20 protein-coding genes and 1 tRNA gene are annotated in these 21,709 nt (G+C 45.8%); 9 read left to right on the top strand and 12 right to left on the bottom strand.

Features of this window, described 5'->3' with window-relative positions; translation table 11 throughout:
- A partial coding sequence (locus AAKU64_RS19775; protein ID WP_354362763.1) for a hypothetical protein occupies positions 1–296 on the bottom strand: 296 nt, incomplete at its 3' end.
- Between the two features lie 419 nt (positions 297–715).
- Here AAKU64_RS19775 and AAKU64_RS19770 point away from each other — a divergent pair.
- Positions 716–1,201, top strand: a complete 486-nt coding sequence (locus AAKU64_RS19770; RefSeq protein WP_354362761.1) for a hypothetical protein — start codon at positions 716–718, stop codon at positions 1,199–1,201.
- Positions 1,202–1,585: 384 nt separating this feature from the next.
- Here the strand turns inward: AAKU64_RS19770 and AAKU64_RS19765 are convergent, their stop codons facing one another.
- From AAKU64_RS19765 to mutL, 4 genes are all read right to left on the bottom strand, one after another.
- Positions 1,586–2,848 (bottom strand): tyrosine-type recombinase/integrase, encoded by a 1,263-nt coding sequence (locus AAKU64_RS19765; protein WP_354362759.1) that lies wholly within the window; start codon positions 2,846–2,848, stop codon positions 1,586–1,588.
- Positions 2,849–3,013: 165 nt separating this feature from the next.
- Positions 3,014–3,090: transfer RNA gene (locus AAKU64_RS19760), tRNA-Met, on the bottom strand.
- A gap of 90 nt (positions 3,091–3,180) precedes the next feature.
- Positions 3,181–4,119, bottom strand: coding sequence for a tRNA (adenosine(37)-N6)-dimethylallyltransferase MiaA (miaA, locus tag AAKU64_RS19755; protein ID WP_354362758.1), 939 nt, complete (start codon positions 4,117–4,119; stop codon positions 3,181–3,183).
- Between the two features lie 40 nt (positions 4,120–4,159).
- The gene (gene mutL, locus AAKU64_RS19750; protein WP_354362757.1) at positions 4,160–6,061 is read right to left on the bottom strand and encodes a DNA mismatch repair endonuclease MutL; all 1,902 of its coding nucleotides are present in this window, start codon (positions 6,059–6,061) and stop codon (positions 4,160–4,162) included.
- Positions 6,062–6,137: 76 nt separating this feature from the next.
- On the opposite strand from mutL, the gene AAKU64_RS19745 reads away from it, so the two are divergent.
- The gene (locus AAKU64_RS19745) at positions 6,138–6,782 is read left to right on the top strand and encodes a VTT domain-containing protein (RefSeq protein ID WP_322119960.1); all 645 of its coding nucleotides are present in this window, start codon (positions 6,138–6,140) and stop codon (positions 6,780–6,782) included.
- 85 nt (positions 6,783–6,867) lie between these two features.
- Here the strand turns inward: AAKU64_RS19745 and AAKU64_RS19740 are convergent, their stop codons facing one another.
- The 3 genes from AAKU64_RS19740 to tsaE all read right to left on the bottom strand — a co-directional run bounded on the left by AAKU64_RS19740 (position 6,868) and on the right by tsaE (position 9,119).
- On the bottom strand, positions 6,868–7,137 hold the full coding sequence (locus AAKU64_RS19740) for a hypothetical protein (protein ID WP_354332708.1): 270 nt from the start codon (positions 7,135–7,137) through the stop codon (positions 6,868–6,870).
- Positions 7,138–7,245: 108 nt separating this feature from the next.
- On the bottom strand, positions 7,246–8,670 hold the full coding sequence (locus tag AAKU64_RS19735) for an N-acetylmuramoyl-L-alanine amidase (protein WP_354332710.1): 1,425 nt from the start codon (positions 8,668–8,670) through the stop codon (positions 7,246–7,248).
- Positions 8,634–9,119, bottom strand: coding sequence for a tRNA (adenosine(37)-N6)-threonylcarbamoyltransferase complex ATPase subunit type 1 TsaE (gene tsaE / locus AAKU64_RS19730; protein WP_322119957.1), 486 nt, complete (start codon positions 9,117–9,119; stop codon positions 8,634–8,636). The genes AAKU64_RS19735 and tsaE overlap by 37 nt, the downstream gene beginning before the upstream one ends.
- A gap of 17 nt (positions 9,120–9,136) precedes the next feature.
- Between tsaE and AAKU64_RS19725 the strand changes: the two genes are divergently transcribed.
- Together AAKU64_RS19725 and queG are read left to right on the top strand one after the other, a co-directional pair.
- Positions 9,137–9,379, top strand: a complete 243-nt coding sequence (locus AAKU64_RS19725) for a hypothetical protein (RefSeq protein WP_354332712.1) — start codon at positions 9,137–9,139, stop codon at positions 9,377–9,379.
- Positions 9,372–10,487 (top strand): tRNA epoxyqueuosine(34) reductase QueG, encoded by a 1,116-nt coding sequence (queG, locus tag AAKU64_RS19720; RefSeq protein ID WP_354332714.1) that lies wholly within the window; start codon positions 9,372–9,374, stop codon positions 10,485–10,487. The genes AAKU64_RS19725 and queG overlap by 8 nt, the downstream gene beginning before the upstream one ends.
- Before the next feature lie 153 nt (positions 10,488–10,640).
- Here the strand turns inward: queG and AAKU64_RS19715 are convergent, their stop codons facing one another.
- Entirely contained in the window at positions 10,641–11,231 is a 591-nt protein-coding gene (locus tag AAKU64_RS19715; protein ID WP_354332716.1) for a response regulator transcription factor, read from the bottom strand.
- A 40-nt stretch (positions 11,232–11,271) separates the two neighbouring features.
- Positions 11,272–13,392, bottom strand: coding sequence for a two-component system sensor histidine kinase NtrB (locus AAKU64_RS19710; RefSeq protein ID WP_354362756.1), 2,121 nt, complete (start codon positions 13,390–13,392; stop codon positions 11,272–11,274).
- A 156-nt stretch (positions 13,393–13,548) separates the two neighbouring features.
- Here AAKU64_RS19710 and AAKU64_RS19705 point away from each other — a divergent pair, with 156 nt between their 5' ends.
- The 3 genes from AAKU64_RS19705 (at position 13,549) to xerD (ending at position 16,631) form a co-directional block, all read left to right on the top strand.
- Positions 13,549–14,568 (top strand): TRAP transporter substrate-binding protein, encoded by a 1,020-nt coding sequence (locus AAKU64_RS19705; RefSeq protein ID WP_503012610.1) that lies wholly within the window; start codon positions 13,549–13,551, stop codon positions 14,566–14,568.
- Positions 14,569–15,156: 588 nt separating this feature from the next.
- On the top strand, positions 15,157–15,687 hold the full coding sequence (locus tag AAKU64_RS19700; protein WP_354332719.1) for a methylated-DNA--[protein]-cysteine S-methyltransferase: 531 nt from the start codon (positions 15,157–15,159) through the stop codon (positions 15,685–15,687).
- Positions 15,688–15,728: 41 nt separating this feature from the next.
- On the top strand, positions 15,729–16,631 hold the full coding sequence (xerD, locus tag AAKU64_RS19695) for a site-specific tyrosine recombinase XerD (protein WP_354332770.1): 903 nt from the start codon (positions 15,729–15,731) through the stop codon (positions 16,629–16,631).
- A 205-nt stretch (positions 16,632–16,836) separates the two neighbouring features.
- Here the strand turns inward: xerD and AAKU64_RS19690 are convergent, their stop codons facing one another.
- Positions 16,837–18,063, bottom strand: coding sequence for a TonB-dependent receptor domain-containing protein (locus AAKU64_RS19690; RefSeq protein WP_354362764.1), 1,227 nt, complete (start codon positions 18,061–18,063; stop codon positions 16,837–16,839).
- Complete coding sequence (locus tag AAKU64_RS19685) at positions 18,057–19,610, bottom strand: TonB-dependent receptor plug domain-containing protein (RefSeq protein ID WP_354362755.1); 1,554 nt, start codon at positions 19,608–19,610, stop codon at positions 18,057–18,059. The genes AAKU64_RS19690 and AAKU64_RS19685 overlap by 7 nt, the downstream gene beginning before the upstream one ends.
- 539 nt (positions 19,611–20,149) lie before the next feature.
- Between AAKU64_RS19685 and ybaK the strand changes: the two genes are divergently transcribed.
- Together ybaK and plsY are read left to right on the top strand one after the other, a co-directional pair.
- Positions 20,150–20,641: a Cys-tRNA(Pro) deacylase gene (ybaK, locus tag AAKU64_RS19680; protein WP_354332722.1), complete on the top strand. Its 492-nt coding sequence runs from the start codon at positions 20,150–20,152 to the stop codon at positions 20,639–20,641.
- A 125-nt stretch (positions 20,642–20,766) separates the two neighbouring features.
- The gene (plsY, locus tag AAKU64_RS19675) at positions 20,767–21,372 is read left to right on the top strand and encodes a glycerol-3-phosphate 1-O-acyltransferase PlsY (RefSeq protein WP_354332724.1); all 606 of its coding nucleotides are present in this window, start codon (positions 20,767–20,769) and stop codon (positions 21,370–21,372) included.
- Positions 21,373–21,709 lie beyond the last annotated feature (337 nt).

Genomic DNA, 21,709 nt, shown 5'->3' with positions numbered 1-21,709 from the left:
GTGCCGTCGCTGAGGCTGATGTGCAGGCTGGCGGTTTGGGTGAGTAAGCTACTTAGCTTGATGCTGGGATTGGTTGATAACAGGATGACGTCTCGAACACTGATATTGTGTAAAGACTCGGTTGCTGCGAAACCTTCTACTAATAAACCGCCTGATCCGAAGTCTTGCTTAAATTCGGTCTGTTCGCCTTTGTCTTGAACGCTGAAGTCGTAGAGCCGGGTGTCGCTTGAAAATTCGCCAAGAATGCTATTGGAGAACTGACTTAACTGCGCTTGCAGTGAAGGGAATAGGGACATAAGGTAGCGACTCCGAAGATAAGACGAGTGTCTTATGGACGTGATTTGTTGATCATTTAAAAAGTGGACATTTCAACATGAAAGTGTAAATTTGGCAATGTCAGTTGATCTACTTATAAAAGTAAATTTGTGGGATTAGAGGATTGCTTGCCTAGGGCATTGCTAACATGCATGGCAAACGCGGTTTTAGTCAGATCAGCTCAGATCAGTGACGATACTGGCAACAGTGTCGCTTGTATTTTATATAACAGTAATGGTAACCTTGCAATCATTTCCTCTCCGGAAAGATGAATGATGCTGAGTCTACTCATTCTCTTTCTGCTTCTTTCGCTTTTGTTGAGAGCATTGCCATCTCTTCAGGGAGAGAAGCCATTTTTTACCTTAGACATTTCTTTTAAACCGCAGTTACTGGAGTAAATATGGATCAAGACAGCAGTGCAGCTATTCCTTCCGATATTACTAGCCTCGGAGGCAAATCATGGACGGCCTATATTCGCGTCATTGCGATCGGGTTTGTTTTATTCTGTATTGTTACACCACTAGCATGGCGTGCGTCGGTTGTTGCCGGGATTGTGGTTTTACTTCTGTCTTTGGGTTTCACGGCGTATCAATTCTTAGAACTAAGGAGCTATCACCTTTATTTTAATGATATTGGCGTCTGGATTTATTCTGGCGTCCTGCCATGGAAGAAAGGTGTTGCTGGTGTTAAATGGCGTGATTTGGATGAGGCGGTTTATTTTCAGTCGATTGGTAGCTGGCTATTCAAATCGTATTCGATTCGAATTGGCCATCGCTTCACAAAGTCGAGTGAAATACTGGTGAGTCATATGACGCGTGGAAACGAAGTCGTTATGAAGATAAATGGTCGCCATCAGGATTTGGTCAGGGCAAATGCTTTGAATTGAGGAATGCTCCAACCGTGGGGTAGCGGTTGGACGTCTTGGGTGGAAAGTAAAGATGGCGGCTCAAAACATCGATGATTACAATAATGGCGTGCCGTTGATCAAAGATGATTTTGCTGATTTTTCAAGCTTGTCAATGTAAACAAATACGCCTAGTTTTTTCAAGTTAGTCTATGGTTTAGATATACATAAAGTTTGTCGGTCAGAAGAAATACTTTTTGTTACGCCAGCCAGTCAAATTCAGGGCTCTTGTTTTTTTCTGCAGCCTTGCTTCTGGTTGCTATATGAAATTAAACAGAAAAATTTTTACATCATTTGCATCGAACAAAACCTCATCAAAAGCATTGCAATCTCAGATGACAAAATATTGAACGATTTTTGCTAATGTTAAGCGGCTCTACCAAATTTTCCGGCGATTACTTTGCTGCTAACAACGGTTTCTAAATAGTCAGCATATTCCTGCATCATTACTTTGCGTTCGTCTAAGAATAGAGCGCGATCGTAAGCTTCGCCATAGGCATCGCCGGAAGCATGGGATAGCTGGCGATCTACAACTTCATGACGATAGCCAAGCCGCTCCTTAATTACGCCCATTGCTAACGATCTAAAACCGTGACCTGTCATTTTGCCGCTGTAGCCCATACGTTTTAGCGCAGCCAAAATACCGAAATTGGTCGCAGGTTTTTCGTGATCGCGTTGATTAGGAAACAGATATTTGTTATTCCCTGTTATGCTGTGCAGCTCGCGCAATAGCTCCCAACCTTGGCGAGGTAGGAAAACGTGATGATTCACTTTGCGTGGGTTGATCTTCTTTTTGCCCATCTTCATTCGATGCCAATCAATCACCCATGATTCATTTTCTAGGTCGATTTCTGACCAAGGAGTTTCGGTCAGTTCACTAGTACGTACAAATGTCATCATCATCAATCTAAACATGACTTTAGTAGGTACAAACATGCGACCTTCGATTTTTTCAAAAGCACAGATGAATTCCGGTAGCTCATCTGGTGTGATCGCTGCATGGTGTCCTTTTGCAGTTGCTTTTAGCGCGCCCCGCAGGCTTGGCACTGGATCAATATCGGCTTTGCCAGACGCAATAGCAAAGCGAAAAATTTGACTACATACTTGGCCTTGTCGCTTTGCCATATCCAATGCGCCACGTTTTTCAATTTGACGTAAAACATCCAGCATGATCGGAGCTTTGATGTCTGAGATTGGATATTTTCCAATCAAAGGAAAAACGTCTTTTTCTAGTCGGTGCAGAACGTTACTTGCAGTGCGGGGTTGCCAAGTTTCCAATCTATTAGCGTGCCATTCATATGCAACGGCTTGAAACGTATTCGCTGCTGCAATCGCCTTGACTGCTTTCTCGACTCGTCTGGTTTGTGCTGGATCTATGCCTTTAGCTTTTAGCTCTTTTGCATCCATACGTTTTTTACGTGCATCCAAGAGCGACACTTCTGGATAGGCGCCGAACGTTAGGCGAGTATTCTTGCCGTCAGGTTGACGATAGCTCATACGCCAAATTCTCGACCCTGTTGGTGCAACCTCAAGATACATACCGCCACCATCTGCTAGCGTGTATGTTTTGTCCTTTGGCTTAGCGTTCTTTACCTGAGTATCAGTGAGCGGTTTGGCGAGTTTTGGCATTTTGCATCCAAGCATTTTGGGGTTAAACGATTATGTGCTCAAGTATGGATGCAAAAATGCTGGATGTAAATGGACGCCAAAATACCGCAACAAACAAAAAACCCGCGCTAGCACTGAGCTATTCGCGGGTTTTAGGACGTCAAAGAATCTCTTTGGACGTGTATCTGGTGGTGATAGGTGGACTTGAACCACCGACCCCAGCATTATGAGTGCTGTGCTCTAACCAACTGAGCTATATCACCAAGAAGCCCGAAATTATGCCATTTCGACTTGGGGGTGTCAATATTAAAATCTGATTTTCCGCTGTTGCGATGGCTGTTTTGCTTTTTAGATTAGGAATTTTGATAAGAAATTGCTTGCTCTAGTATGGCTGCTGTCGGATTTTGTCCTAGACAATCAATCACAATGCGTTCTGGAATTGACCTTAACCAGGTGAGTTGGCGCTTGGCTAACTGGCGGGTGGCGATGATGCCGCGTTCGTGTAGTTCTGGGTAGTCGATGATGCCGTCCAGATGTTCCCAGGCTTGGCGGTAACCTACGCAGCGCATGGATGTCATGTCTGGGTTGAGGTCGCCGCGCTGGCGTAGTGCGCGGACTTCGTCCAAAAAGCCTTGCTCCAGCATGATGTCGAAACGTCGGGCGATACGTTGATGTAAAACCGCCCGGTCGGATGGTTCTAGCGACAGCGATAGCATGTCAAATGGCATTTCGCTTTTGGGTTGTAGCGCTAGTAATGAGGACATTGCCTGGCCGGTCAGTGCGATGATTTCTAATGCGCGTTGGATGCGTTGTGTATCGTTTGGTTTTAATCGGGCGGCGGTAATCGGGTCTAGTGCGGCGAGCCGTGCGTGCAATGCGGGTGTGCCGTCGCGTGCAGCTTCGGCATCCAGTTCTGCTCGGATTGCCGGGTTTGCCGCGGGCAGATCATCCAGGCCGTTGACCAGTGCTTTGAAGTACATCATGGTGCCGCCAACTAGCAGCGGTAATTTGCCTCGGGCGTGGATATCTTCTACTAAACGTTTGGTATCGGTTAAAAATTGGGCGACCGAATAGGCTTCGCTGGGATCGATGATGTTGATCAGGTGATGCGGTACGGAGGCGAGTTCTGCTGCGCTTGGTTTTGCTGTACCGATATCCATTTCGCGGAATACCAATGCGGAATCGACGGAGATAATTTCTGATGGAATATGGCGTGCGATTTCCAGCGCGGCGGCAGTTTTGCCAGACGCAGTTGGGCCCATGATGGCGATGACTTTGGGGCGGGTATTCAATTTATTTTATTCAATTTATTTTTCAACTTATGTTCATTTTTTATTGACCGCGCAAAAACATTTTGTCGAGGTCATTCAAGCCCATCTGTACCCAGGTTGGACGACCATGGTTGCATTGATCGGCGCGTTCAGTGAGTTCCATCTGGCGTAGCAGTGCATTCATTTCTATCACCGTCAGATTACGATTGGCGCGCACGGCGGTGTGGCAGGCCAGAGTGCCGAGCAATTCGTTGCGACGGTCAATTAGCACTCGTGATCCGCCAAATTCTCTGACTTCACGTAATACATCGCGTGCCAGTGATTGCGCGTCAGCATTCTTGAGTAGCGCTGGCACAGCACGTACCGCTAGTGTAGTTGGCGAGATGGCGGCGATATCAAATCCCAATGATTGTAAAACCGCCTGATGCTCTTCCACCGTGCCGACTTCAATCCCGCCGGCATAAAAAGTAATAGGGATGAGCAACGGTTGTACTGGCATACTGTTTTCATCCAGCGCATTTTTTAGTTGTTCGTACAAAATGCGCTCATGTGCTGCATGCATATCCACCAGCACCAGACCCTTGCTATTTTGTGCCAGCACATAAACACCATGTAGCTGCGCCAGTGCGAAGCCTAACGGATGCTCATCATTGGGTAACTCGCTGCCCGCAAAGCTGGCAGTGTTTGTCTGCGTGAGCGCATCGCCCATAGGATTGAGATCGCGTGCAAACAGCGCCCCATAGCTTTGCGTCGTCTGTGCAACGCCGCCTTGCGGATTGTTTTGTGGCTCAAAAGCGTAGCCACTAAATTCTCTTGGCTTAGCGCTGAATTCCTGACTAAATTGTTGGCTAAATGATGTTTGCTCGCCACTCGTCCAGGGGATTTTTCCGCTACCGTTATTAGTTGATCCCATTGCAGTGGCAGGGGCGGGCACTGTGCCAAACGATGTTGCCGAAGTTTGTGCCAATGCACGACTAACAGCATGGAATACAAACTGATGTACAGCACGGCCATCGCGGAAGCGGACTTCAATTTTGGATGGGTGTACGTTGACATCGACAAGTGCAGGGTCTAAATCTAACGCTAATACATAAGACGGGTAGCGGTCTCCGTGCAATACATCCTGATACGCAGCGCGTACTGCATGGGTTAATAATTTATCGCGGACAAAGCGGCCATTGACATAAAAATATTGGGCATCAGCTCTGGCTTTGGAAGCTGTCGGCAGACCTGCAAAGCCGTGCAGGCGCAAAGGGCCTGCGCTCTCATCCAGTGCCAGCCGGGCATTGGCGAAAGCGTCGCCAAGAATATGGGCACTGCGTTTATCAATCGCGCTGATGTTCCAGTGATCAACGGCTTTGCCATTATGCGACAGTGAAAATGTCACATCGGGACGCGCCAGCGCAATTCTGCGGACGATCTCGGCGCAATGACCAAATTCTGTCTGTTCTGATTTAAGAAACTTACGGCGTGCGGGCGTGTTGTAATACAAATCCTGCACATCCACAGTCGTCCCTTGCGCGCCAGACGCGGGTGAGATTTTGCCATTCTCAATTTGCCAGGCATGCGGCGCTTCTGCTGTGCGAGTCGTTAATGTCAACAAGGCGACCGAGGCAATCGAGGCAAGTGCCTCACCGCGAAAACCCAGGGTTGCCACATTCTCCAGATCGGTTAACGAGGCAATTTTTGAGGTGGCATGGCGTGCTACTGCAAGTGGCAATTGGTCGGCAGGAATCCCGCGTCCATTGTCGCTAATCGCTATCCGTTTGACGCCGCCTTCCTCTAAGCGGATCTGGACGCTGGTAGAGCCGGCATCCAGAGCGTTTTCTAGTAATTCTTTGACCACAGCCGATGGCCGCTCCACAACTTCACCCGCAGCGATTTGCGATATCAGTTGATCGGGTAGCGCCAAAATAGGGCGGGGTGAGGGGGATGCAGGGGATATATTTGGTGTCGCGTTCATCCGCAGATTATACCTGTGCTAAGTACTAGATTCTGCGATCTGTTGGTGTATGATTGCGCCTCTACCCGGGAGACTTATGGATTTTGTAAAGTTGTTAGACATGATTTTGCATGTCGATAAATCATTAGGATTGTTTATCGCGCAATATGGCACCTTGGTGTATGTGGTTTTATTTGCGATCATTTTCTGTGAAACTGCCTTCGTTATTTTTCCATTTTTGCCAGGCGACTCGCTCTTGTTTATTGCCGGCACATTCTGCGCTCGCGGGGACATGGATCTGGCGCTATTGATGGTGTTGCTCATCACGGCATCGATTAGTGGCAACTCTTTAAATTATTGGATAGGTAGTTTAATCGGCCATAAAGTGTTAGAGCGAGATTTCCGGTGGATAGATAGAAATGCCATCAAAAAAACGCATGAATTTTATGAAAAGCATGGCGGTAAAACAGTAGTGCTGGCGCGCTTTATCCCCTTAGTGCGTACGTTTGCGCCATTTGTGGCGGGTGTGTCGGACATGACGCATAGAACATTTCAGATATACAACGTCATCGGTGCTTTGTTTTGGGTATTCTCGGTGGTGTTGAGCGGTTACTTTTTTGGGAATATTCCTTTTGTCCGTGACCACCTTAATTTGATTGTATTAATCGGTGTTGGTGCGGCTGTTTTCCCTATTGTTTTGGGTGCTCTTTGGAAATTAGGTAAGCGATTTTTGAAAAAGTGATTTCTCAGTGGCTAGCTAAGTTGACCTCGGCTAAAGTGAATGAATAAAGCGCAGCACACTATTTGGCTTAAGCAGCAAGCGCCGGTTAAGCCGGCGCTGGGTCAAGTTTGTAATGGTTGTGGTGTGTGTTGTACAGCAGAACCCTGTCCAGTGGCCAGGGTTTTTTTATGGCAGCGGCACGGTGCTTGCCGTGCTTTGCAGTGGCAAGATACTGAGAAAATTTATCGCTGCGGTTTGCTGGTGCAGCCAAGGGATTATTTGCGTTGGCTGAGATACGTTTTAAAATGCGTACCGCTGAGTTGGCAAACGGAGGCAGAAAAAATAATCCAGCGAGTAATACGACGCTGGATTGCATCCGGTATTGGCTGTGATTCAGACGCTGAAATCCTTGCCGTTAGCGACGATTCTTCAGCTTAAATTTCTTCAGCTTAAATTCAGTCTGACGTTTAAAACTAATCCAACACTAAGTCAATCTGTTCTTCGCCAGCGGCGGGTTCTTAGCAAAATACTTTTTTATCCCTTTGACAATCGCATCTGCCATTTGATCCTGATAAGCATCGTCGGTCAGTTTAGCTTCTTCTTCCGGATTGGAGATAAATGCTGTCTCGATCAGAATACTGGGGATGTCTGGTGCTTTGAGTACCGCAAAGCCCGCCTGTTCGACCGAGCCTTTGTGTAAGTCGTTAATGCCTTTGATCTCATTCAGAACGACTTTACCCAACTTTAGGCTGTCGTTGATTTGCGCCGTCGTGGATAAGTCCAATAAGACGCTGGCCAGTTGTCTGTCATGAGTTTTAATATTCACGCCGCCAATCAGATCTGCCGAATTTTCTTTGTTTGCCATCCAGCGTGCCGCAGTGGAGCTGGCTCCTTTTTCTGATAGCGCAAATACGGAAGAGCCGCGCGCGCTGGAATTAACAAACGCATCTGCATGTACCGACATAAATAAATCGGCCTGCACCGCCCGGGCTTTTTGTACCCGCATATTCAGCGGCACAAAAAAATCCGCATCGCGTGTCAGCATCACGCGCATATTGGGTTGCTGCTCAATTTTGGCCTTTAAACGCTTAGCAATCGACAGTACGACATCTTTTTCCCGGCTGCCGCCACGCCCGATCGCACCGGGGTCCTCGCCACCATGACCTGGATCAATTGCGATCGTGATCATACGGGTTAGGCCGGAAATTTTTTCTGGTGCTTTATTTGTCTCGGAGTTTGCCGGATCAGGTTTATTTTCTAGTTTATTCCCAAACTTTAATTCGGGCTTGATTTCGGGTTTCAATCCCGGGCTATCGGGTTTAGATGGAGTCAGATCTTTTGGTAGTTCAGTATTCCAGTTGCCCTTTTCTATCATCACAGCGATAGGATCGGGCGGGTTGGATGGGTACAGATCAAACACTAAGCGATGTTTGTAATTGCCGACTGGCTGTAACGTAAATACTTGTGGATTGACTTCTTCTTTCAGATCAAACACCAGCCTGACGACATTCGGGCGATTTTGTCCTACCCGTACTTGTTTGATGTAGGGGTCGTTAGATTGAATTTTTGCGACTAATTCTTTGAGAGTAGGGTTCAGTTCTATCCCTTCAATGTCTACGACCAGACGCTCTGGATTTTTGACGATGAAATGGCTAGTCTTTAAGTCGCTGTCATTTTCCAGCGTGACGCGGGTATAGTCGTCAGCGGGCCAGACGCGTACTGCCAAAATTTGGGCCGCCTGCGCAATATTCGGGATAAGACTGGGAACAGTGATGGAAATGAGTAGCGTGCTCCCCGCCTTGAGGAAGGTGCGCCGGGTTTTTACGCCTTTAGTTATAACCTCAGCTGCGTCTACTGAAGCCTCATTTTGGCTTACAGATTGGGAGCGAAATTCAATTTTGCTAAACATGCATTACCTTTGTCAGACAAGGCTTGCAATTCTACCTTACGCCCCTCGCCTGCGACGCTTAAAAAGATGTTCAAATCGGCGGGTGGCAAGATACCATCGGCTTTTTCTGGCCATTCGACTATACAAATTGTGCTGTCATTGAATTCTTCGCGGAAGCCAGCTTCTAAAAATTCTTCTGGGCTAGTCATCCGATACAGATCAAAATGCAGAATATTCACCGCTTGTCCATGCAATTGCACGGTGTAAGTTTCGACCAGGTTATAGGTGGGACTTTTGACATGGCCCTGATGTCCTGCTGCATGCAGCATGGCGCGGGTCAGGGCGGTTTTACCTGCACCCAGATCACCGTGTAAATAAATACTCAGTCCGGCTTGCAGGTGCAATGCCAGACGTTTGCCCAGAGCTTGTGTGGCCGCTTCATCCGCGAGGGTCGTTTTATAATGAGACATTTGCTGTAAGACTAAACATGAAATTTCAATTCTTCAATTCACAGGACTTGCGCAAAGCTGCCCTAACTACTTTGCAGCGGCTAGGCGTACTAGAGTGTTGGTGTCGTCGCTACGCCTTGCTGGGACAATTTTGCGTAAGTTCTAATTCAGATGGCTTTGCTGCTTGCCATCATTATCTCAGGCTCGCATTGTATTTGCCATTAGCGCAGTCACCATCAGCGCAGTCGCCATCATACCGCGCCGGATCTCCGTATGCATGATTTAGCCGATTTGTCTGCATTGGCAGATCAGATCAAAGCTTGGGGCAAAGAGCTGGGCTTTGCCGAGTTGGGGATCGCCGACGTTGATTTGTCGCAGGCCGAGCCGGGTTTGCAAGCATGGCTGGATGCCGGTTATCACGGGCAGATGGCGTATATGGCATCGCACGGCATGAAGCGCGCTCGTCCGGCTGAGTTGGTGCCGGGTACGGTGCGGGTGATTTCTGCTCGCATGAATTATTTGCCCAAAAGTGGTGACGGCGATTGGCGCGTCAAAGAAAAATCCCATGGTGCTGATACCGCCGTCATTTCTGTCTATGCCCGTGGCCGTGATTATCACAAAGTATTGCGTAATCGTTTGCAGCAATTGGCGGAGCGGATTGAAGCCAGTATCGGGGCATTGGGTTATCGCGTGTTTACTGATTCTGCTCCCGTGATGGAAGTGGCTCTGGCAGAAAAAGCAGGTATAGGCTGGCGTGGAAAACACACTTTACTATTGAGTCGGGAAGCCGGATCGATGTTTTTTCTGGGAGAGATTTTGGTAGATATTCCCTTGCCGGTGGATGCGCCGATCAGCGACCATTGCGGGCAATGTAGCTCGTGCATCAGCGTTTGTCCGACCCAGGCGATTATCGCGCCATATGATTTAGATGCCCGCCGTTGTATCTCTTATTTGACGATAGAACTGCACGGTAGTATTCCAGTGGAATTGCGCCCGCTGATCGGTAATCGTGTCTATGGTTGCGACGACTGCCAGCTATTTTGTCCGTGGAATAAGTTTGCTCAAAAGGCGAGTGTGGATGATTTTGAGGTGAGAAATGGTCTGGATAGCGCCAGCATGGTGAGCTTGTTTGCCTGGACTGAGCCGCAGTTTATGCGCTACTTGGAGGGTAGTGCGATCCGCCGTATTGGACATGAGCGCTGGTTGCGTAATCTGGCCGTGGGTTTGGGTAATGCTGCCAGTTCTTTACGTGGCGATAAGACCATCGTCAGTGCCTTGCAAGCACGCTTGACGCACCCGTCTGATATGGTCAGAGAGCATGTCCGCTGGGCTTTGCATCAGCATGGAATTGCGTTTGTGTCTGCTGACGCTACTGACGTTGGTAGTTAGCTTGCAGTCAGTTCTGAGCCAGTTCATAGTAAGTAAGTCTTAAAGACTGTTTATTATATACTGGTATGGTGTATTTTTAGTTGTCCAGGTAATCGCTGGTCAATAAGGCTAAAATTAAACATACTCCCCTTATTTTACAATTAAGAGCGTCGCTTATTTTAGTAAGCCGGCCAATTCAACTGCGGTTTTGACTTGCATCTTGTCAAAAATATGCGCCCGGTGGACTTCGACTGTACGCATGCTGATGCCTAACTGGTCGGCGATCACTTTATTCATTTTTCCGAGCAAGATCAAATCCAGGACTTCACGTTCGCGCGCGGACAGTCTTGCCAGGCGTTCGTGCACGGCGGCCTCTGCGATGGCTTCTCTTGATTGCGCCAAAGCTCCCTGCACTCTGTCCATTAACTTATTATCGTTAAATGGCTTTTCAAAAAAATCGAAGGCACCGCGTTTCAGCGTATCGACCGCCATTGGTACATCACCGTGCCCAGTCAAAAATATGACGGGTAAGCGCCGGGTCACTTGGCGAACGGTCAGCATGTCAAATAAGGTTGTACCACTGATGCCCGGCATACGCACATCAAGCAAGATGCAGTCGCCTTGCGGATCGTATTGCAGAGGATGATCCAGCGCTGCCAAGAATTTTTCTGCACTGTCGTAGCTGGTCGCCACAATATTTCTGGAGCGGGCTAACCATGACAGGGCATCTCTGATGACTTCTTCGTCATCGATAATATGAAGCATGCAGTCTCCAGTAGACGATTGAGGAGCGTGAACGCTCTCTTTAAATGGGCAATAAAAATCTAAAGATAGTACCACCAGCGGGATTGTCATGATGGCTAAGCACGCCGCCGTGGAATTCGATCGCGGTACGGCAGATTTTTAAGCCCATGCCCATGCCGCTAGGCTTGGTAGAGAAAAATGGTGAAAATAATTGTGCCGCCACTTCGGCAGAAATACCATGACCCTGATCGATCACTTCTACCGCAATATAGTGACCCGGAGTGACGTGATTCGTGCTGTGATTCGTGCTGTGACTCGTGACGTGATTCGTGACATCGGTAGTGCTGACATCCTGCTTGTCATTGCCATGTTCTGTCCGCGCGACGATCCGCAAAATACTGCGCTCAGGTGGCGAATGCTCCATCGCCTCAATGGCATTACGCGTCAGATTGAGTATGACCTGCTCTAGCAAAATCCGATCCGCTTGCACCATCGGCAAGGGCTCCGCGATGGTGTACTGAATGTTGACATACGAGGCTTGCGCTTGCAATTCCACCAATGGCATCACGCTTTGCAACAGCGCGGCAATACTGACCGGCTCGCGGCTGGATTCTCGTTTCTTCACAAAATCGTGCACGCTATGGATGATGTGTCCTGCACGTTGCGCCTGCGCGTTGGCTTTTTCTAACGCGCTTAAGAGCAATGATTGCAGTGGCGTCTGATCAGGTGTCGTTGAGTTTGTTTGCGGATTATCTTGATTATTCTCTTGTGATGATTGCAGCAAATTGATAGCGCCCGTGGTATAGCTGGAGATTGCTGCCAATGGCTGATTCAGCTCGTGCGCAAGGATCGATGCGATTTCACCCATAGTAGCTAAGCGAGCACTGGCGTGTAGCATCTCTTGCTGTTGCCGTGTCAGTTCCTGAGCGCGTTTGAGTTCAGAAATATCGAGAATAGAACTCATCCAACCGGTTTGCACACCGTTCTCATCCACTAGCCGAGACTCGTAAATCAGCACGGGAAAACGCTCACCACTAGCACGTTGATAAATCGTTTCAAACCCTTCTGACGGCACCGTACCTGCCAGCAATTGAGTAAAACGATGGCGATATTCTTCAAACGCTTCTGGTGCCCAATACGGCATCGGTGGCAATCTGCCGACGATGTCTTCTGCAGGATGTTCCACCATTTTACAAAATGCAGGATTGACGTAAGTAAGCCGGCCCTCCATATCGCGCGCGCGCAAACCGGTAATCAGAGAATTTTCCATCGCGGTTCTGAATGCGACTTGCTGGCGCAAAGCATCTTCTGCCGCCAGCCGACGATTAATGTCACGCCATAGCGCCAGCAAACTCCAGATCAGTCCAAACGACAATAATATGACGGACAGCACCAATAAATTAGAGAGTAATTTAGGTTCACTCTTATTACTATTAGTACGCAAAATCAGTGTCACGTTTGGTAAATCTAACGGGCGATTATGGGTGTAAACGTTTTTGCTGGAGCCCCCTGCTGCACGTTTTGCATAAACTTTTTCGTCAAGATCAATTAACGAAATTTCATTATCCTGTGCGAACCACCAGGGCACCATCTCTTCCAAAATACCTGATAAATAATAAGTAACAATGATGCTGCCCGCGTACTGGCGGTCGCTTACTAGCGGGATCTGACAGCTCAGTAAATACGTATTTTTTTTATTCTGGTCGAGTAGAGGTTGCATACAGCGAGTTTTCTGATCGATATTTGCCGGGGGGATAGAATTTCCGGCACTGATATGCGCGCGCTTTGGGAATAAGTTATCTGTATTAGGCAGTGGATACCCTGATGTCGATGTAATGATGGCATTATTGTTGGCAAACAAATCAATGCGCTGGATTTCGTGATTGCTTTTTAGTATGGAGTTGAACCGATCTAATGCGGCTAACGGAACTAATTTTTTTGTGCCTATCTCAGCGCCTATTTGCCGCAGTAAATCGTCGTTACGTAAGAACTGAAACTGGATTGCTTGCTCAACCCACAGCGTATCCGCAATCAATTGTTCCTGGCGTTCATTGGTCTCCATCTTTTGCGCTTGCAATGGCAGCCATATCAATGTGGTAACAAATAGACTAACCAGTAAAATGGGTAAGAGCCAACGCCATTTCTGGTTAGGCCAAGTTTTAGATTTAACAAAAGTCATCATAGTGGTGCTAGTTTAATGAATTCTTTGATTGGTATGAGCATGATTGATGTATCGTTGCGTCTCAGCTCAACTGTGGTTATCCACACTTGTAGAAACAATGCAGCCCCCGAATAATCAAAGAACAAAAAAGTTATACCAATACATCTGGAGACCGGTATGAAATTCAAATCGCGGCTGTACATCGTGGTAATGGCGGCTGCTTGCTGTCTGCCGTCTGTCCTCATTAGCACTGCGTTTGCACAAGCACCTATCGTTATCAAGTTTAGTCATGTGGTTGCTAGTGACACTCCAAAAGGTAAGGCTGCTGAGCGCTTTAAAGAACTGGCAGAAAAAAATACGCATGGTCGTGTCAGAGTGGAACTGTATCCCAATAGTACTTTGTATAAGGATAAAGAAGAATTAGAGGCGCTCCAACTCGGTGCTGTGCAGATGCTGGCGCCATCTCTGGCAAAGTTTGCCCCTCTGGGGGTTAAAGAGTTTGAGGTATTTGATTTGCCCTATATTTTTCCGTTTAAAGATGCTCTGTATCAGGTTACTGAAGGACCGATTGGTAAAGCGCTGATGCAAAAATTAGAGCCAAAAGGAATTACAGGATTAGCTTTTTGGGATAACGGATTTAAAGTGATGTCCGCTAACAGGCCGTTACATATGCCTGCTGATTTTAAAGGATTGAGAATGCGTATTCAGTCCTCTAAAGTATTAGATGCGCAAATGCGTGCTCTCGGTGCTAGCCCACAAGTATTAGCTTTTTCCGAGGTATATCAAGCTTTACAAAATGGTGTCGTGGATGGAACAGAGAATCCACCATCCAATATGTACACACAAAAAATGCACGAAGTACAAAAGTACATGACCATATCAAACCACGGCTACCTTGGCTATGCGGTCATTGTGAATAAAAAATTCTGGGACAGTTTGCCAGTGGATATACGTAGCCAGCTAGAAGCAGCGATGAAGACGGCAACGTCTTATGCCAACGCGATTGCGGATCAAGAAAACGGACGCGCAATTGACGCGATCAGAAAGTCAGGGAAAACCACGATTTATGAGCTTACACCGCAAGAAAAAGCTGAATGGCGTAAGGCTTTATTGCCAGTGCAGACGGAGATGGAAGTACGCATTGGTAAAGAGTTGATCGAGTCTATTCGTAAAGTCTCTATGACAGGTGTCAAATAGCATTTGTATCTTTATGATGCGGAAAAATCACCAAAATAGCGCTTTTAACTGAGTGCCGTAGCCTACAAACAGCTTTTATTTTGTAGACGATATTTATAATTTTTTACTATAGGGGATCAAATTTTCCCTTCCGATTTTCGATTGGATTCTAATAAAAAATGGAAAAAAATGGTTTTTTCAAATCTAAATATGGGCACTGTCTTTTTTTATTTGAAGAAGTTTGTATTGTCCAGTAGATTTTAAAGTCAATCTCAGTATTTATACTTATATGCAACAACGCCCCGATTTTGTGCGAATTTTATACGATTTTGGTTTGAAAGCCAGTGTGTTAAGTGCTATATTCTTGGCAGATCAAAAGTTATCAAAGAAAATAAAGAGAACGAATTTACAAGGCGGTAGTGCAAAAAACGGTATTCATGCCGTACACACTGAGGAGACACGCGTTTTACTACAAGCTGAGTGCTAAAAGAGTGAGCTAGCGCTAAACAGCCCGAAACGCGAAAGATGTTTTAAAGGCGCATCCCAGATGCGCCTTTTTTCTTTGTTCTAATTGTTTTTCTTTTTGTTTATTCTTTGCCAGGGATTACGATGCAAGACGACAGAGAAACCGGATTATTCTCCGCTATTGTGCACGCCCCGTTCGGTGCAATCGGTATTCGCACCGAGTCGCAGTTGATCAGCGAATTGGTCTATCTCCCTCCTCGCTTCTCAGAAAAATCGGCGACCGATAAGATCGCAGATAAAGCCGCACAGCAAATTACCCGTTATTTTGCGCAAGCCGATTTTAAATTTAATCTTCCCCTAAAACCTGTTGGTAGCCTGTTTCAGACCAAGGTCTGGCAAGCAATCGCAAGTATTCCTCGTGGCGAGGTCAGAACTTATGGCCAGATTGCGAAGCATATCCAATCAGTACCGCGCGCCGTCGGACAAGCTTGCGGTGCAAACTGGTATCCTTTGATTATTCCATGCCATCGGGTGACTGCCGCAGGTGGTTTGGGAGGCTTTGCACACCATGATGATGAGACAGGATTCCATCTAGGTGTAAAGCGCTGGTTGCTGGCACATGAAGGCGTGTCAGATACGTTTACCAAATCAATTCAGGAGACTTTGTGGAAGTGAGAACGGTAAAAGTTAAATCGGCCACTGAACCCCCGGTTGCTATCGTTTTGCCTGCACAAATACAAGAACAAATTGATCAGTTTTGCGATACTCTCTGGTTGGAAGATGGTCTCGCAAAAAATTCTTTAGAAGCCTATCGACGCGATCTGCGTTTTTTTGCCGAGTGGTTATACAGTAAGCATCAAAAGCATTTGTATCAGGCAGACGACAATCATATTTCAAGCTATGTCGCGCAAAAATACATAGTGTCGAAGGCGACTTCTGCCAACCGCCGAGTTACTGTTCTGAAACGTTTTTATCAACTTGCGTTTCGCCAAAATCTAGTCAGCACGAATCCCTGTACCCGTCTGAAATCGGCTAAGCAAGCGACCCGTTTGCCACATACTTTAAGCGAGGCACAGGTAGTTGCGTTGTTGCAAGCGCCAGACGATAGCACCACCTATGGTTTGCGCGATCGTACGATGCTGGAAGTCTTATATGCCTGTGGTTTGCGCGTGACAGAACTAGTGTCTTTACGGTCTATCGAGGTGAGCTTAAATGACGGCGTATTGCGCATCACCGGCAAGGGCAATAAAACCAGATTAGTGCCGTTTGGAGAAGTCGCCAGAATGTGGATAGAGCGTTACCTCAGCGAAGCCAGAGCCCAAATCCTTAACGGGCAAGTAGACGATGCGTTGTTCGTCACCGCCCGCGGTGGCGCAATGACACGCCAGATGTTTTGGATACTGATAAAAAAATACGCAGCGCAAGCGGGCATACTGGTACCCTTATCCCCACACACTTTACGTCACGCGTTCGCCACCCATCTGCTCAACCATGGCGCCGATTTGAGGGTTGTACAATTACTGCTAGGGCATTCGGATATCTCAACTACCCAAATTTATACGCATGTAGCGAAAGAGCGTTTGAAAAAGCTGCATGCTTTGCATCATCCACGGGGTTAGTGTTTATAGATTTTAAACTGAGCAAGATTTTGAATTCCGTGTCGTTTTAGATTCAATATACCAATAAAATCGGCCCATTCAAAAATATGAATGAGCCGTTTAATTCAGCTTTTATATTTTTCAAATCAGAAGTATGAGATAAGCATCTAAATAAAGTTTTAGATAATTCGCCAGATGCCAGTTTTCGATATTAATTTTGCCGTAGTTAAAATCTATATTCGTAACTCAGTTTTAAAACGCGATCACGAAGTGGCGGGTTAGTTAAACGTACATTAGTGATGGCATGACGTTTGAAAAGATTACCCACGTTTAATACAATCGACTGGTTTTTGAAACCCTTATATTGCAACGAGAAATCTACCGTTGTGTCTGCGCCTAGACCGCAATCAGTTGCTGGAATGCCTCGATCTTCACAGCCTTGTATGGAGTTGTTGCTGTCATATTTATTGTCGTTAAGTGAAGTAGCACTAGCGTATTTTATGCGAGTGCCAGTTACCCAATTGCCGCTTTCTAGCGATATTTTTCCTACTCCTACAAAACGATAATTTTCGTAATTACCAACTAAATTTTCAGTATAGTCATTAACGTTTTCATCCCAGCCACGGTAGTCCAAATTATAAGTGGCCTCCATACCAACCATTAATTTATTACTCCCTAAATCCCATCGGGTGGACATGTCAAGATCAATACCAGATACGCGAGTTTTATTCAGATTTTCATATCGAGATTTGATCACAGACAAAGTTCCAGTTGTGAACTGAATATCTTTTCCAGACAATTGCTTTGCGCGGTCTGATGCTGCCAGGTCATCGGCACTCACAGCGTTGCGACCAACACTACCTGGAAGCTTATCTTCTTGAGCTAAAACCTGATCAATGGATTTTGTACCAATTTCATTGCGGCGCTTTATATTGAAATAGTCAATTGCAATGTTGAAATGCTTGTTCGGTTCAAACACAAAGCCAAGTGTATAGCTCTTTGACTTTTCTGCTTCCAAATCTTTATTGGGTACTATCAACAAGCCAGCGCTTGCAGAGCAGCCTGAATCACGAATGCGTAAGCCATCGGATACATCAATGGCATTACCTGTTTTCAGTACGTTATAGAGTTGGGTAGCTGTCGCACAACGTTTTGGATCATTCAGACTATTTTGAAAAGCAGATACATATCCTTTTCCAGTTTCTGGTAAGTTAGGTGCCCGGAAACCCTCTGCTGCAGTACCGCGCAATAGCAATGAATCAGATACTTTATAGCTTAAGCCAAATTTAGGAACTAGCGAAGCCTCTGCGGTAGATGCTTTATCTGCGCGCAAAGCAAAGCTTGCCTCCAGTTGTTTAGTTATAGGTGCGTTTAACTCAACAAATGCGGCGCCGAGCGTACGACTGCCTGAAATGTCAGTAGAGCCGAAACCAACAATTTCTGCGTTTAGAATATTGTCAGTTGCAAGTTGCTTAAATGTTTCGCGTCGTAAATCGACGCCAACTGCGATACCCAGTGGCCCCCCGGAAGATTCATCAGTTCACGCGTTGCTTTTGCATCAGCAAAATGCGTAGTTGATTCACCGTTAAACCCGACATAGGGGAACATGCGGAGTAGTAAATCAGCGCTGTTTGTTCCACCGAATTTGTATTCACCGCTATTGATAGCGTTCAGGTAGCCGTTAACACTTTTGGGCCCACGTTGTCTCATCTCGGCTTTAGAACCCATAGTTCCGATGGCCGCATTCCAATCCCAGCCAGATGTAGTTCCTTCTAAACCAGCGACGACACGATACTGAGATGCTTCTGCTACATTCTTGAAAATACTGACGTCGTCTGCATAGCGGTAGCGTAGTTGAACTGGTGCGCCAAACGGATTAAACGGATTGTTAGCAGGCAATAGAGGTTCTGTATATCGCGCAATTGTGCCAGTTTTTGCGTTGTACCAAGTCGATGCCGCACCCGTATACTGCATGATTGGCGGCGTACTATTGTAAGTAGTTTTTGTTTTAGAGTACTGCACTTCACTAAATGCCGTTACATCGTTTGACAAATTTAATCGCCCACTTGCGAGTAAGTTGACTCGATCAGCAGCTGGACTTTGTTCAACACGAGCCCATTGGTCGAAGCGGCAAAGACCACCCTCAATATTCTCAGGAGTACAACCTGACGCAGGACCGGTAATACCTTTGCCAGAGGTTTTGATGAAGTTTCCTGGGTAGGCGTAAGTTGATCTTACTCCAACGTTTGGATTCACATATGCGGCAAACCAAGGATCGACCTTATCTAATATTGAACGAGTCGTGAAAGCATCACGTTGAAATAACTCGAGGTGAGCAAATATGTTGAAGCCATCTTTGTTTAGTTCGCCAAGACCACCGGTGATCGATAAGATTTTTTCCTTATCGGTCGAATTATTTGTACCAGCTCGTTGTATTCCAGCATTGAATTGCAATCCCTTAAATTCTTTTTTTGTGATGATGTTGATAACGCCGGCGACAGCATCAGAGCCATAAATTGCAGATGCGCCATCTTTCAAAATTTCAATACGATCAATCACTGCAGCAGGAATTGTATCGATATTAACGAACGTTTCTTGCGCGCCATCTGCAAATCCGTAGTTAGAGACACGACGGCTATTCAACAAAACCAAAGTAGATGATTTGCCCAATTGACGAAGTGAAACGCCAGATGCGCCTCCAGCAAACGAGTTGCTGCCGCCTTTGTCACTAAGAGCTCCAGTGTTCGATGTCAAATTATCTAAAATTTCACGAACCGTATTTGCACCAGATTGAATGATTTCTTGACGACTAACGATTTGTACGGGGGACGACGTTTCGCTTTCAGTACGTTTAATATTTGATCCAGTGATCTCAATTTTTTGTACGGATTCTGTTGCTGTTTGCCCTCGAGCATAACCTGATATCACAATAGAGCCAGCGGCCAGTGTAGTTAGTGCAACTCGCACAGATCTGACTCCGATTTTTTCATTGAAAATCATCATTTTTCCTTGTTAGTTGTTGTCAATAAGTAAAACTTTTCGACGCTCCTACATAAAATAGTAGTTTGTCTAGAATTGTATATGCCCTGTATACGTTAAGTTTTCTTGTAAAAATCATGAAAAAAATCAAATCAAGAATTTTTAACACTTGAAAAAATTTTCCTTATTATGTAAGTTTTTGTAATTTATCTGTAACAATTTGTTGCGATTAAGACACAAAAACCAGTAACATTGGCTATTATTTTTAATTTTTAATGATTATTAATTAATTAAATCAACGTTTAAATTTAAATTTTATTTTTTTGTTAACAAAACAATATTTATGTAATTTAGAAATTATTTGATGTAACAAAAAATATTTCTTGCTTGAATAAAAAAACTTGATCAAAACAATCTGCACAGATGTTAATGCTTAATAAATGAGCTTTTTTGGTGCGTGGCCTATACCTTCCTTTGTGGCGCAAGAATGGCAAAAGTGCTTAATAAAAAAATCAAGGCGATATAATTGCCAATATTTAACACACTTAAAAAAGACTATTTTGGCAAAAAAAGAACATGTATCCGAGACGCAGGCGACGCAGTTCCTGCGCAAACATAAGGCGGTTTTTTCTGAACATCCCTATGCCTATGAGGAGCATGGCGGTACCGCCGTATCTGCACGCGAACTGGGTGTTGATGAGCACGCGGTCGTCAAAACCTTAGTCATGCAAGACGACGCCGCTAAGCCTTTGATTGTGCTAATGCATGGCGACTGCAAGGTATCAACCAAAAATCTGGCGCGTCAGATCGGCTGCAAGTCAGTTGAGCCCTGTAAGCCAGAGATTGCCCAAAAGCATTCAGGCTATCTGGTCGGAGGCACTTCTCCATTTGGTACAAAAAAGCAGATGCCTGTCTATGTAGAGCAGGGTATATTGACGCTGGAAAAAATTTATATCAACGGCGGCCGGCGCGGGTATCTGGTGGGAATTGCACCGCAGTTATTGGTGGAGTTGTTGCAGGCGATTTCTGTGCAATGCGCGTTAGAGGATTAAAGCCTGTATTGACTAATTTAGGGGAGTATCAGTAAAAATACCCTATATTGTTCAAATAATTATTGGACGTTAAAATATACTGTATTGAGTATATTTAATTTAAATAGAACAAAAGAAAGAATTGCATGCCTACTTTGCTCGCGGTGATTGCCGCTTACCTTATCGGGTCCGTGTCGTTCGCGGTGGTCGTCAGTCACGCTTTTGGCCTTGCTGATCCTCGTACTTACGGATCAAAAAATCCCGGTGCTACTAATGTGCTGCGCAGCGGTAATAAGGCCGCGGCAATTTTGACTTTACTTGGCGACGGATTTAAAGGGTGGTTAGCGGTCTGGCTGGCGATTAAACTGGGGCCTTCATTTGGAATAGATGACAACGCGGTTGCGCTGGTCGCAATCGCAGTTTTTATCGGACACCTTTGGCCGGTATTTTTTAAATTTGTCGGTGGCAAAGGTGTCGCGACAGCACTAGGTGTGTTGCTGGCGCTAAATCCCTGGCTGGGGCTGGCGACTTTGGCGACCTGGGTAATTATCGCGTTTGCGTTCCGGTATTCGTCCCTTGCGGCTTTAATTGCGTCAGTGTTTGCACCGTTTTATTGTTTCTTGATGTTTGGCTTGAATATCAAACTTGCTGCCGTTGTAGTGATGAGCGCTTTATTGGTGTACCGTCACTATCAAAATATCCTGAATTTGATTAACGGTAAAGAAAGTCGCCTAGGTAGTAAAAAGACCTGATCCTATCTCGCCACCGACAATTTCTTCAAAGCCTGATTGTTGATGTGTCATCTCCGTGCTGTGACAATAAGTTTGCCTCGCCATTGCACTTGATATGTCTGATAATAAAAAAGCTAGGACATACTAACAATGCAGCCTAAGCCATTTGTAGTTTTTGCTTTTTCTTTCATTCAGGAGACATACTATGATTAAGAAATTTGCTTCGTCCACAATCACCTTAGTTGCAGCCTCTTTTTTTCTACTTAGGACTTACGCAAAAAGCGTAATTTTGTAATAAAACGGGTTTATGCAAGACGCATAGTAATACTCGGATTTTTAAGTTGCTGTCGTAAGAATT

The sequence above is a fragment of the Undibacterium sp. GrIS 1.8 genome (genome assembly GCF_040544445.1).
Classification (GTDB): domain Bacteria; phylum Pseudomonadota; class Gammaproteobacteria; order Burkholderiales; family Burkholderiaceae_D; genus Undibacterium.
Note: the sequence above shows the minus strand (reverse complement) of the source record. Positions and strands in the feature narration are given on the sequence as shown.

Bases quoted from the DNA above. Each gene is read 5' to 3' on its own strand.
- AAKU64_RS19765 (WP_354362759.1), bottom strand. From the start codon at position 2,848: ATGCCAAAACTCGCCAAACCGCTCACTGATACTCAGGTAAAGAACGCT.
- mutL (WP_354362757.1), bottom strand. From the start codon at position 6,061: ATGAACGCGACACCAAATATATCCCCTGCATCCCCCTCACCCCGCCCT.
- AAKU64_RS19700 (WP_354332719.1), top strand. From the start codon at position 15,157: ATGCAAGACGACAGAGAAACCGGATTATTCTCCGCTATTGTGCACGCC.
- AAKU64_RS19725 (WP_354332712.1), top strand. From the start codon at position 9,137: ATGAAATTTCAATTCTTCAATTCACAGGACTTGCGCAAAGCTGCCCTA.
- queG (WP_354332714.1), top strand. From the start codon at position 9,372: ATGCATGATTTAGCCGATTTGTCTGCATTGGCAGATCAGATCAAAGCT.
- AAKU64_RS19715 (WP_354332716.1), bottom strand. From the start codon at position 11,231: ATGCTTCATATTATCGATGACGAAGAAGTCATCAGAGATGCCCTGTCA.
- AAKU64_RS19735 (WP_354332710.1), bottom strand. From the start codon at position 8,670: ATGTTTAGCAAAATTGAATTTCGCTCCCAATCTGTAAGCCAAAATGAG.
- AAKU64_RS19740 (WP_354332708.1), bottom strand. From the start codon at position 7,137: ATGCAATCCAGCGTCGTATTACTCGCTGGATTATTTTTTCTGCCTCCG.
- tsaE (WP_322119957.1), bottom strand. From the start codon at position 9,119: ATGTCTCATTATAAAACGACCCTCGCGGATGAAGCGGCCACACAAGCT.
- AAKU64_RS19710 (WP_354362756.1), bottom strand. From the start codon at position 13,392: ATGATGACTTTTGTTAAATCTAAAACTTGGCCTAACCAGAAATGGCGT.
- AAKU64_RS19705 (WP_503012610.1), top strand. From the start codon at position 13,549: ATGAAATTCAAATCGCGGCTGTACATCGTGGTAATGGCGGCTGCTTGC.
- AAKU64_RS19745 (WP_322119960.1), top strand. From the start codon at position 6,138: ATGGATTTTGTAAAGTTGTTAGACATGATTTTGCATGTCGATAAATCA.
- AAKU64_RS19685 (WP_354362755.1), bottom strand. From the start codon at position 19,610: ATGATTTTCAATGAAAAAATCGGAGTCAGATCTGTGCGAGTTGCACTA.
- AAKU64_RS19770 (WP_354362761.1), top strand. From the start codon at position 716: ATGGATCAAGACAGCAGTGCAGCTATTCCTTCCGATATTACTAGCCTC.
- plsY (WP_354332724.1), top strand. From the start codon at position 20,767: ATGCCTACTTTGCTCGCGGTGATTGCCGCTTACCTTATCGGGTCCGTG.